Genomic DNA, 12,316 nt, shown 5'->3' with positions numbered 1-12,316 from the left:
TTATTTTATTTTAAATTTTAAAGGTTGACAAATTTACTAAAAAGACATGGAAGTTCAAGATTCTAAGTCCAAAAATTAAAGGTTAAGCATCTTGATTTTTAACAGGTCTTAGAAATTTTCTTTATTCTTCAGTTAATTTTTCAGACTGTGAACCTATAAAAGGAATTTTAGGCGCCAGGAAATATCCTGTTAAGCTCGCAAAAAGTATAGGAACAAAATAAGTAAACCCAGTTAAGGTCCCCAAAATAATAGTCGTACTCATAGGAGTTCTTGTGACACAGGCGTTGATTGCCGCCATACAGCTTACTATTGCCAACGTGGTATCTACAGAAGGAAAAAGATGATGAATGATTAAACCTAAAGTAGTTCCCACAAAGAATAATGGAATGATAAAGCCTCCCCTCCAACCAGAAGTTACGGTAATGGCTATGGCTAAAATTTTAAAGATCAAAACCGAAATTAAAAATTTTAATCCAAAATTCCCCCCGATAAGTTCATTGACTTCATGATGTCCAAAGTATCTTGTAATTGGAAAATAATAGGCGATAATTCCTAAAATAATTCCGCCAACTAATGTCTTAATATAGATCGGAAAGTTTCTGTATTCAAAAACTTTCTTGAAAAATTTAACTACAAAAATAAAGATCCATCCAACGAAAGTAGCTACAACCGCAAACAGACAAGCGAAGGCAAAATCGTAGACCCCTGAATAATGGTAAGCCTTCAGATCCCATGTTGCTCCAATACCCAAGTGAATGATCAATGCAAACATGACATAGCTAAAGCAGCTAGCAACCAATGCCGGTATTATCGCTCTGTAATATTCTACCGCATGTTTGTGATGTAATATTTCGAGTGAAAAAAGACTCCCTCCAAGTGGAGCACCAAACAAAGCTGTAAAACCGGAAGCCATTCCTGCAATACTTAGAGAACGCAGTTCTTCACCTTTCAATCTGAAAATCTTTCCCAGCCAGGTTCCTGTAGATCCCGTAACCTGGACCAATGGTGCCTCTGGACCTAAACTCCCTCCAGAAGCCACACAAAAAAGTGATGACAAAATCATTGAAGGATTATTTTTAGGATCAAGCTTTCCTTTATTAAATCTGATATTATTAACGATCAAATGGATTTCTCCGGGATCACCAATAAAATGAATCACAAGGCCTGCCAACAATCCGCAGATTGCCATGGTTGGTATCACCATCCATCCCTGATACTGTGCTAAAAATTCCGTAAAATGTTCAAGAACGATCCAATATAATCCTGCGATCACACCGCCCACCAATCCAGTAAGTGCCCACATGAAAAAAGTCCGGCTGAATACAAAAGGATTAAACTTTATAGGCTGATCTAAAAGATTGAACGTTTTTATTAACCTCCTTCTTCTGTTGATCTTCATTGCAACTATATCTTATTTTTAGCAAAATAAAGAATAAGCATCCCCCAGCTAAGGATCATTAGTAATCCTCCAAGTGGTGTAATTGGTCCTAAAAATTTAAGATTAGCACCTAAATAATCCTGAAGGCTCAGAAAATAAATACTGAATGAAAATAACATGGTGCCGGCAATCATTAATATGGAAACCCATTTTTCTGATGAGGTTTCAAATTTCAAAATATACCCTACAATCAATAGAAAGAAAGCAGCATACATTTGGTATCTTACACCAGTTTCAAAACTTTCCAGTCTTTCAACGGATAAAATTTTCTTTAAAGCGTGCGCGCCGAATGCACCTAAAATTACCGACAGCATGCCATAAACGGCACCAAATACTAAAGTAATTGTTTTCATTTTATCAATTTATGAAAACAGATCAATTGAAAATCTGTTTTCTATTTATAGTTTACAATTTTGAATATCAATGCTAAAGCTCCAATGGCAATAAAAACCCAGGCTAATTTTTTATTCTTTGCAAAACCCGGATTTTTAGTAATGCTTAGAAAGATCCCGAACAACAACATAAAAGCTGACAATACAATTCCAAACATGTTATTGGGCCCTTAATCTGTTAAATTCATTGATAACCTCATGATGAGTTACCGTTTTATCTTTAAAGTAAGTGACAAAGTGTTGTTTTTCATCTTCTGTAGCACCCATCTGATTCAAAATATTCAGTAAGTGCATTTTCATATGTCCTTTTTGAATTCCTGTTGTCACTAAGGAACGGAGTGCTCCAAAATTCTGTGCCAATCCTGATACTGCAAGAATACTCATTAATTCCTGAGCCGATGGTTTACCAAGAAGTGCTAAGGAGAATTTTACCAAAGGATGAAGATTTGTTAACCCTCCTACAACTCCAACAGAAATAGGAAGATCAATCCAGAATCTGAATATCCCATTATCCGTAGTACAATGAGTCAGTGACCTGTACTGCCCATCTCGCGAAGCATATGCATGAGCACAAGCTTCCGTTGCTCTGAAATCATTACCTGTAGCAATTACTACAGCATCTACCCCATTCATGACTCCTTTATTATGGGTTGTCGCACGAAACGGTTCTATTTCAGCAATGGTTACCGCCTGCTTAAATTTTCTGGCAAATTCTTCGTTAGAAATTCCACTATCATCTTTCAGATCGTCAATCTTACAGGAAACCTCAGCTCTTACTATACAATCAGGCGTAAAATTGGAAAGGATATTCATAACGATCTGTAAAGAATCTTTTTCCTCCTGGTTAAAATCTTCTTCTTTTGCTACTTCTTCTTTCAATGTCTTTCCAAATTGCTCAAGACAAGAATTAATGAAATTAGCTCCCATTGAATCTACGGTATCAAAACTTGCCTTTAACTGGTAGTAATTAGCCATCTCAGTGGTCTTATCTACCAGTTTGATATCTAAAATTCCACCACCACGGTTTCTCATGTTGGCTGTTATTGCTTCCGTAGCTTCAAATAACTTTTTCTTCAATTTAAAATTAAAGAAGTGTAACAATTTGTGAGCCTCTACATTAAATATAAAATGGGTATGTCCCAGTTTCTCTGTATTAATGATCGTTGTTTTAAAACCTCCTTTATCGATCCAGAATTTAGCCGCTTTAGATGCTGCTGCTACTACCGAACTTTCTTCCACAGCCATTGGCAAAGCTATTAACTTACCGTCTATTAAAAAGTTCGGGGCAATTCCGTAAGGCATATAAAAATTGGAAATTGTATTTTCGGAAAATTCATCATGAAGTTTCTGAAGATCAGTATTTTCGTTCCAGTATTGTTGCAATATATTTTGATATTCCTGGTTTCCGTCAAGATACTCATTAACGAGCCAGTCCATTTTCCCTTGTTTCGTCAACTTGGAAAAACCTTCAATCGGTTGATGATTCATAGTTTAACTTTAAAGAACCGTAAATATAATGATTTTGATGCGTTATTCTGTTGATAACTTTATGTTAAAAAGCCTGACATTTCTCAATTTTGGAATTACATTTGATCTTAAATTCATGACGTTAAACCGACGTTACATTATAACAAATGAACTTTGACCGTCTAAAAGAAAAACTTGAAATCCTTGCTGACGCAGCGAAATACGACGTTTCCTGTTCCTCAAGCGGAGGTACCCGAAAGAACAAAAAAGGGGCTTTAGGAGACAGTTCCATAAGCGGAATTTGTCATACCTATACAGAAGACGGACGATGTGTTTCACTTCTCAAAGTTCTTTTAACCAATCATTGTATTTATGATTGTGCTTATTGTGTTTCAAGAAGCTCCAATGATATCAAAAGAGCAGCCTTCACGGTGGAAGAGGTGGTTGATTTAACTATAAATTTTTACCGAAGAAATTATATTGAAGGACTTTTCCTAAGTTCAGGTATTTTCAAAAATGCTGATACTACCATGGAGCGTTTGGTAAGAGTAGCTAAAAAGTTGCGTCTGGAAGAAAACTTTAATGGATATATCCATTTAAAATCTATTCCTGGAGCGAGTGATGAACTGATGCAGGAAGCCGCCTTATATGCAGATCGGCTATCTATAAATCTTGAAATTCCAACTGAAAGTGGATTAAAATTACTTGCTCCGGAAAAGAACAGAGCAGATATGATCAGTCCAATGCGATATATCCAAAATGGAATTTCACTATATAATGACGAAAAGAAAATCTTCCGAAACGTTCCAAAATTTGCTCCAGCTGGCCAATCTACTCAAATGATTGTTGGAGCTACTAACGAAAATGATCTGCAGATCATAAAAGTTGCAGATCATTTTTATAAAAATTTTAACCTTAAAAGAGTTTATTATTCAGGATATGTTCCGGTTTTAGAGGATAAAAGATTACCCTCCTTAACGACAGAAGTTCCGATGTTAAGGGAAAACAGATTATACCAATCGGACTGGTTAATGAGATTTTATGGTTTTAAGGCAGAAGAAATTTTAGATCCCAATATTCCGTTTTTAGATCTTGAGATTGACCCTAAATTAAGTTGGGCACTCAGAAATCTGAACCAATTTCCCATAAACCTGCAAACAGCAGATTATCGAATGATTCTTAGAATTCCTGGGATTGGTGTAAAGACCGCAAAAAAAATCGTTCATGCCCGACGTTTTCAGGTCTTAAACATCGATCATCTTAAAAAACTGGGAGCCGCTGTAAACAGGGCAAAATATTTCATTGACTTTGATGCTGGAAATATGTACCTAAGATATCTTACCGATAAGAATTTCAGAAAGCTACTTATTGGCGGAAGCTCTTCCAAATTTCAAAATCAGTTTTCGCAGCAACTTACTTTGTTTTAGACACTATTTTTTTTCAGAAATGAACACGAAACTTTTACATTGCTATATTAAATAATGATCACCCTACTCTATGACGGCAGTTTTGACGGACTTTTAACTGCGGTATTTGAAGTATTCGAATACCGTTATAAAGATGTGGAAATTTTCAATAGAGAAAGGTTTCATCAGGAAAATATTTTTGCAGAAATACACGAGGTAATCACCCAAAATGATAAAGCAGAAAGGGTTTTAAGTAAACTGGAACAAAATATAGGTAAATCCGGAATCAATCAATTATTAAAAGTCTTTTTATCAGAAGACCCAGAGTCAGAACAAATCATTTTATCTGCCATAAAACAATCCATTCAACATCCCGTAGAAAATATCCTTCAAAATTATGCTGATAATGATATTTTAAAAATCTCAAAGATCTGTAAATCTGTAGATAGAGAACGACATCGGATGACCGCTTTTGTAAGGTTTGAAAAAATGCAGGATGGTGTTTTCTTTGCAAAAATAGACCCGGATTTCAATGTGATTCCGCTGATCAGAAAACATTTTAAAGACCGATATCAGGACCAGAAATGGATGATTTATGATCTCAGAAGAAATTATGGGATCCTATATGATCTTGAAAACTGTGATTTCTTCTATCCCGATGAAAAATTAAACCTAGATCAGTATCAACAGAAATTCCATGAAGAAGAAGCACAGTATCAAAAACTCTGGCAGCGTTATTTCACTAAAACAAACATTGTAGAAAGAAAGAATTTAAAACTTCATATTCAGCATGTTCCAAGAAGGTATTGGAAGTATCTGACAGAGAAGAGTTAATTTCAACAATAGGTCCTCCTGCAGATAAAATGCAGATTTTAAATCCAACTATTTGATAACATGCTTAGGCAAATGAACTATGATGATAAAAATACTATTAACAATCACTTTAACAACAATTCTAAGTTGTAACAATGATAAAACCTCAGGTATCAAAAGTGGCACAAAAGAAAATTCAGCTCCAAAAACTTTAGTTACAATCAATAAAGATAAAAATACCATCAAGAATAGATTTTCTACTCCTGATGGTTACGAATGGATCAATGAAAAGCCAGAAACATTTGGATATTTTCTCGAAAACTTTAAACTAAAACCTTATGAAAGTCCAATCCTTAAATATGACGGAACTCCTATTTCCACGCAGCATCTTCATGAAGCTGTGTTTGATATAGATACCGGAAATAAAGATTTACAACAATGTGCTGATGCAGTCATTCGACTAAGGGCTGAGTATTTATTCAAAATAAAAAAATTTGATGACATAAAATTCCATTTTACCAACGGAGATCTGGTTAGTTGGAATGATTATAAAAATGGAATAAGAGCCTATATAAATGGTAATTCTGTAAGCTTTAGGAAAACAGCTAGTTTCGACGATTCTTATCAAAATTTCAGGAATTATCTAGAATTGATCTTTAATTATGCAGGAACCATTTCTTTAAACAAAGAAACTACACCAATTACAAAAAATACAGACTTAAAAACCGGGGATATTTTAATAACAGCCGGTAGTCCAGGACATGTTGTATTGATAACCGGAATATGCAGAAATAAAGAAGGTAAAAGCCTATTTTTGTTAAGCGAAGGCTTCACACCAGCCCAATCTATCCACCTTCTTTCCAATCCTTTTGATAAAAATATTTCGCCATGGTACGATTTGGATGTAAATGCTCCAGAGACGAAAACTGCGAGATATGTTTTTAAACCAACAAATTTTAGAAGTTTTTAAAAATTTATATCCAAACTATTGTCAAGTTACTACTATAATCTGAACTTGTTTTTGTAAATTTGTGTTCGAAATTTTTTACTAGATGAAAGAAAGTGCTGTAAAAAAAATTGCAGTTCTTACTTCCGGAGGAGACGCTCCGGGTATGAATGCCGCATTAAGAGCGGTGGTAAGAACGGCAAATTACTATGATATCGAATGTTACGGAGTAAGAGAAGGTTACAATGGCCTTATCAACGATGATTTCTTAAAAATGGGACCACGTTCCGTAAAAAATATAATCAACCAGGGTGGAACCATTCTAAAGTCCGCCAGATCCGTAGAATTTAGAACTGAAGAAGGGCGTAAAAAAGCCTACAATAATTGTGTTAAACACGGTGTTGAGGCCATCGTTTGTATTGGTGGGGACGGAACTTTTACCGGAGCAAAGATCTTCAATGAAGAATTTGGCATCAGAGTAATTGGAGTTCCGGGAACTATTGACAATGATATTTTCGGTACCGACAATACTATTGGCTACGATACGGCTTTAAATACTGCTATGGAAGCCATTGATAAGATCCGTGATACGGCAACTTCTCACAATAGGGTTTTCTTTGTTGAGGTAATGGGTCGTGACGCTGGTTTTATCGCTTTGAACAGCGGATTAGCAACCGGTGCTTTAGATATTCTGATTCCCGAGAAAAAAGACAGCATAGACGAGCTTTTTGCAACGTTCAGAAATGCTGAAAAAACGGGTAAAGCTTCCAGCATCGTTGTGGTGGCAGAAGGCGAAAGACTAGCAAATATTTACGAACTTGCAGAGAAAACCAAGCAGGAGTTTCCTGATTACGATATTCGAGTTGCTATTTTGGGACATATCCAGAGAGGTGGTTCTCCAAGTTGTGCAGACAGAGTACTGGCAAGTCGATTAGGTTATGGAGCTGTAGTCGGATTAATGGAAGGAAAAACGAATGTAATGGCTGGAATGCGATCTAATGATATGGTTTATACACCGATTGAAGAAGCCATTAAAAAACATAACGAAATTAATAAAGATCTTTTATTGATCTCAGAAATATTAGCAATCTAATTTTTATAATTGTAAAAATCAAAATATTATGTCAACAATTAAAGTAGGTATCAACGGGTTTGGTAGAATTGGACGTCTTGTTTTCAGAGCAATGACTGAAAGAGACAACATTGAGGTAGTAGGAATCAATGACCTTATCAATGCAGAATACATGGCTTACATGTTAAAATATGATTCTGTACACGGAATCTTCCCAGGTGAGGTATCTGTAGAAGGTAACGATCTTGTGGTAAACGGGAAAAAAATCAGAGTAACTGCAGAAAGAGACCCGAACAACCTAAAGTGGAATGAAATAGGAGCTGACTATATTGTAGAATCTACAGGTCTTTTCTTATCTAAAGATACTGCTCAGGCTCACATTAATGCGGGTGCAAAAAAAGTAATCCTTTCTGCTCCTTCTAAAGATGATACACCAATGTTTGTAATGGGTGTAAACCACAAAGAGCTTACAGATGATATCAAAATCTTATCTAATGCTTCATGTACTACAAACTGTTTAGCTCCTTTAGCTAAAGTTATCCACGATAACTTTGGAATTGTTGAAGGTCTAATGACAACAGTACACGCTACAACAGCTACTCAAAAAACAGTAGATGGTCCTTCAGTAAAAGACTGGAGAGGTGGTAGAGCTGCTCTTAACAATATTATTCCTTCTTCTACAGGTGCTGCTAAAGCAGTAGGAAAAGTAATCCCTTCATTGAACGGAAAACTAACAGGTATGTCTTTCAGAGTACCAACAGTAGATGTTTCTGTAGTAGACCTTACAGTAAGAATTGAAAAAGCGACTTCTTACGATGAAATCTGTGCTACCATTAAAGCAGCTTCTGAAGGAGAATTAAAAGGTATTCTTGGATACACTGAAGATGCAGTAGTTTCTCAGGATTTTGTAGGAGATAAGAGAACTTCAATCTTCGACAAAGATGCGGGTATCATGCTTTCACCTAACTTTGTAAAGCTTGTTTCTTGGTATGACAACGAAATGGGTTATTCTAACAAATTAGTTGATATGCTTGTTCACGCTGCTTCTTTATAGTAATTAACTAAGCAATTAAATATATAAACCCCGCTCAGAATTTGAGCGGGGTTTTTAGTTTATCATTTCCAAACAACTAATAAAGAAAGTATAAACTATTATTTTCCTGAAGACTTTTTTCCATACTGCACATACACTCAAAAGGATATATGTTTAAATATTCATTAAAAAATAAATATTACGAAATAATATACTACTTTATAATTACTTTAATTTAATAAATTAATATATTTCCGAATTGTAATTAAATTACCTAAAATGACAATTAAAATAAAATTTCTAAAACAGTTTTGGAAATTAAGTTTTCAGGGTTATTAGTTTACAACAAATTTTGCATTTTTTTCAAAGCAAAAAAATCCCCCTTTGGGGGGATTTTTTAAGAAAATTTTAACTATTTTTAAAACAAAGCAATATTCATGGAAGATTCTGAAAAAAAACATCCATTAATCGAGGTTTGGAATACTTATCCAGGTACCAGGAAAGAGAAGAAGGAAATATTGAAAAAGCCTCCTATCGAGCGTATCATAGGTGAAATGTTTGCCATCGGGGAGTTTTACTATTATGTAATGAATCTTACCAACAGTACCCTTTCTCACCACCATGAAAATATTTTAAAATTGCATGGTTTAAAGAAGTTTCCGGAAAATTTAAAAGAAGTCATTGATCTTACCCATCCAGAAGATATTCCTTTTGTTATAAAAGCAGAGCAGGCTGTTATTACAAAAATGTTGGAAATAGGTGTAGAACACCAGCTTTATCTTAAATCCAGCTACTGTTTCAGGATGAAAACAGCAAAAGGAAATTATGAACTGTTCCATCATCAGGCGATGCCTACACTGGAAGATGAGAATGGTAATCTTATTCAGGCAATTAATATACATACCAACATTAATCACATTACCAAACAAAATCCGTATACCGTGCTGGTGTCAGGAATAGGCCCAAGAAATGATTTCCACCAGATTAAAATAGAAGATCCTTTTCTAGCTACCCATCAATGTTTGGAAAGCTTAACTAAACGGGAAGTGGAGGTACTATCTCTCATTGCAAAAGGTTATTCGGGTACAGAGATCTCGGAAATACTTATTTTATCACAACATACGGTTCGCTCTCATCGCAAAAACATTTTAACTAAAACCAATTCAAGGAACGGCAAAGAACTTTTAAAAAAAGCTTTCGAATGGGGTATTATTTAATGTATATATAAAAAAACATTTCTCCAACTGATAAATCTCACTCATACATTTCGGTGTAAAACTTGTACTTTTATAAGAGATGGAAAGACCTATTTTACAACCACGTTTTAAAAATTCACCTCATTTCAAAGACTTCTGGGAAAAAGGAAATGGAAAACAGCTTATTGAGTTTTCCGGAGCAGAAATAAGTTTCAAAGATTTTGGAAAATTTGCAGCGTATTTCTATCACGTAGATGAAATTGGTGACCAGGTTGTAAAAGATGTTTATCTGACTAAAAAGTTTCATGAAGCATCACGAGAGATTGAACACTATATTCGTAATGGAGTTTTACAAGATGACAATGTACCAGAAAGTGTAAAAAAACTTTTCATAGAAACTCAAAGAAAACCGGAATGGCTGAATGATGATTTACTGAAAATTGGTGCTGAACTTTGTATGAGAAGCGGATTGGATGCCTTAATTTCTTTGCGGGATTATTGTTTAATCGGCGGTTACGATTATGCATACCTCAACAAACCTCTTATTGTAACTGAAGCTTTAAAAAAAGGAGCTGTAAAACGTCTTTCTGAAACCCTTGATTTTTGGGTTAATGCTACTCGCTATAATGCGTTAGAAATCCATTCTAAAGGTTATGAATTCGCCATCAAAACTCGCCTTATTCACTCCTACGCCAGACTTTCTATTAAAAAACATTATCAAAACTGGGATACTGAGAACTGGGGTGAACCCATTAATTCATGGGATATGATGGCAACCTATATTGGTTTTAGCCTGGTTTTTCTACACAGTTTACAAAAATTGGGAAACACTTTTTCTAAGGAAGAAGAGTTGGGTATTTTCCATCTTTGGAAATATGTTGGATATTTATTGGGTATACCGGAGAGTCTTTTACCTGATAATAAAAAGCAGGCTACAGAATATTTTTATTTATGGACAGCTATTCAGCCACCTTCGGATAAAGATTCGGCACTTCTCGCCCACTCTCTCCTGAATGAATCTTTAGAGAATCCCATATTAAAGTTTAAGTTTCAAAGAAAAAATCTGAGATATCTCCATATCTGCTGCACCTGGTATCTTTTGGATGATGAAGTGTGCAAACGGTTAAGCATACCCGATGTTTCCAATAAGAATGCATTTCCAGTAGTAAAAAAAATGATCAACAAAGTTTACAATACCTTGATAAGCCGTAATACACGAATTGAAGCCGGCAATAAAAAACATCTCAAGGTTCTGGAGGATTACCTAAGAATTACAGCAGCTTCCAACTTTCATTAAACCAAATTGTCTTAAACTATAATTTAGGTATCCTATCATTTCATTCAGAATAAGATAGCACTTATTTAGCCAATCGGATTTATTGGATTTTTAACGTTAAAAAGAGATTTTGAAATAGAAAAATATTAGTTTTTGATTCCAAAATTATGTACTTTTGAGAAATTATTTTATAGAAATGAGTAACATTGAAGATAAGAAAAAAGCATTGGCATTAGTGCTTGATAAACTAGATAAAACATACGGAAAAGGAACTGTAATGACATTGGGAGATAATTCTGTTGATAACACAATAGAAGTTATCCCTTCTGGATCTTTGGGATTAGATATTGCACTAGGAGTAGGCGGATACCCTAGGGGAAGAATCATTGAAATTTATGGTCCTGAATCTTCTGGTAAAACAACTTTAACTCTTCACGCTATTGCGGAAGCTCAAAAAGCAGGTGGAATTGCAGCATTTATTGATGCTGAGCATGCTTTTGACAGAAGCTATGCTTCAAAATTAGGTATTGATCTAGAAAACTTAATTATATCGCAGCCAGATAACGGTGAGCAAGCTTTGGAAATTGCTGACAATCTTATCCGTTCAGGAGCTATTGACATTGTTGTTATTGACTCTGTTGCGGCTCTTACTCCAAAAGCGGAGATCGAAGGCGAAATGGGAGATTCAAAAATGGGTCTTCATGCAAGATTGATGTCTCAGGCATTAAGAAAATTAACGGCTACTATTTCAAGAACAAAGTGTACCGTAATTTTCATCAACCAGTTGAGAGAAAAGATAGGTGTCATGTTTGGAAATCCTGAAACGACAACAGGGGGTAATGCTTTGAAATTCTATGCATCTGTAAGAGTAGATATCAGAAAAGCAAGTGCACCGATTAAAAATGGCGATGAAGCAGTTGGAAGCCGTGTGAAAGTGAAGATTGTTAAAAATAAAGTAGCTCCACCTTTCAAACAGGCTGAATTTGATATCATGTATGGAGAAGGGGTTTCTAAAACAGGAGAAATTCTTGACCAGGCTGTTGAATTAGGAATTGTTAAGAAAAGCGGTTCTTGGTTCAGCTACGAAGAAACAAAATTAGGACAAGGGCGTGATGCCGTAAAAGATGTTCTGAAAGACAATCCTGAACTTTCTGAGGAACTTGAAAACAAGATCAAGGCAGAATTGAAAACCAAAGTAAAATAGTTTTTCAAAACACTATAATTAAAGACAGCCATAGTGCTGTCTTTTTTGTTATAATAAAGTTTACTTATTTCTG

The 12,316-nt window shown here is 35.0% G+C and carries 11 protein-coding genes; 8 read left to right on the top strand and 3 right to left on the bottom strand.

Translation table 11 applies throughout. The features are described 5' to 3' along the window. Positions 1-121: 121 nt before the first annotated feature. The 3 genes from NG806_RS19015 to NG806_RS19005 all read right to left on the bottom strand — a co-directional run bounded on the left by NG806_RS19015 (position 122) and on the right by NG806_RS19005 (position 3,318). On the bottom strand, positions 122-1,399 hold the full coding sequence (locus NG806_RS19015; RefSeq protein ID WP_261511039.1) for a chloride channel protein: 1,278 nt from the start codon (positions 1,397-1,399) through the stop codon (positions 122-124). A gap of 5 nt (positions 1,400-1,404) precedes the next feature. Then, the gene (locus NG806_RS19010) at positions 1,405-1,791 is read right to left on the bottom strand and encodes a DUF423 domain-containing protein (protein ID WP_214833134.1); all 387 of its coding nucleotides are present in this window, start codon (positions 1,789-1,791) and stop codon (positions 1,405-1,407) included. Positions 1,792-1,989: 198 nt separating this feature from the next. Next, a complete protein-coding gene (locus NG806_RS19005; protein WP_261511038.1) occupies positions 1,990-3,318 on the bottom strand; it encodes a hydroxymethylglutaryl-CoA reductase, degradative in 1,329 nt (442 codons plus the stop codon). Positions 3,319-3,464: 146 nt separating this feature from the next. Between NG806_RS19005 and NG806_RS19000 the strand changes: the two genes are divergently transcribed. From NG806_RS19000 to recA, 8 genes are all read left to right on the top strand, one after another. Further along, positions 3,465-4,724 carry a putative DNA modification/repair radical SAM protein gene (locus NG806_RS19000; RefSeq protein ID WP_261511037.1) on the top strand — a complete coding sequence of 420 codons (1,260 nt, stop codon included), beginning with the start codon at positions 3,465-3,467 and terminating at the stop codon, positions 4,722-4,724. Between the two features lie 54 nt (positions 4,725-4,778). Next, positions 4,779-5,537 carry a TIGR03915 family putative DNA repair protein gene (locus NG806_RS18995; protein ID WP_214833138.1) on the top strand — a complete coding sequence of 253 codons (759 nt, stop codon included), beginning with the start codon at positions 4,779-4,781 and terminating at the stop codon, positions 5,535-5,537. Positions 5,538-5,619: 82 nt separating this feature from the next. After that, entirely contained in the window at positions 5,620-6,486 is an 867-nt protein-coding gene (locus tag NG806_RS18990; RefSeq protein WP_261511036.1) for a DUF4846 domain-containing protein, read from the top strand. An 82-nt stretch (positions 6,487-6,568) separates the two neighbouring features. Then, complete coding sequence (gene pfkA / locus NG806_RS18985; RefSeq protein ID WP_214833142.1) at positions 6,569-7,555, top strand: 6-phosphofructokinase; 987 nt, start codon at positions 6,569-6,571, stop codon at positions 7,553-7,555. A 28-nt stretch (positions 7,556-7,583) separates the two neighbouring features. Beyond that, positions 7,584-8,588, top strand: a complete 1,005-nt coding sequence (gene gap, locus NG806_RS18980; RefSeq protein WP_214833144.1) for a type I glyceraldehyde-3-phosphate dehydrogenase — start codon at positions 7,584-7,586, stop codon at positions 8,586-8,588. Between the two features lie 416 nt (positions 8,589-9,004). After that, positions 9,005-9,784 (top strand): LuxR C-terminal-related transcriptional regulator, encoded by a 780-nt coding sequence (locus tag NG806_RS18975; protein WP_261511035.1) that lies wholly within the window; start codon positions 9,005-9,007, stop codon positions 9,782-9,784. A gap of 79 nt (positions 9,785-9,863) precedes the next feature. Continuing rightward, the gene (locus NG806_RS18970) at positions 9,864-11,060 is read left to right on the top strand and encodes an oxygenase MpaB family protein (protein ID WP_261511034.1); all 1,197 of its coding nucleotides are present in this window, start codon (positions 9,864-9,866) and stop codon (positions 11,058-11,060) included. A gap of 175 nt (positions 11,061-11,235) precedes the next feature. Continuing rightward, positions 11,236-12,243: a recombinase RecA gene (gene recA, locus NG806_RS18965; RefSeq protein ID WP_214833150.1), complete on the top strand. Its 1,008-nt coding sequence runs from the start codon at positions 11,236-11,238 to the stop codon at positions 12,241-12,243. Positions 12,244-12,316: the final 73 nt, after the last annotated feature.

The sequence above is a fragment of the Chryseobacterium paludis genome (assembly GCF_025403485.1).
In the GTDB taxonomy this organism is placed as follows: domain Bacteria; phylum Bacteroidota; class Bacteroidia; order Flavobacteriales; family Weeksellaceae; genus Chryseobacterium; species Chryseobacterium paludis.
Note: the sequence above shows the minus strand (reverse complement) of the source record. Positions and strands in the feature narration are given on the sequence as shown.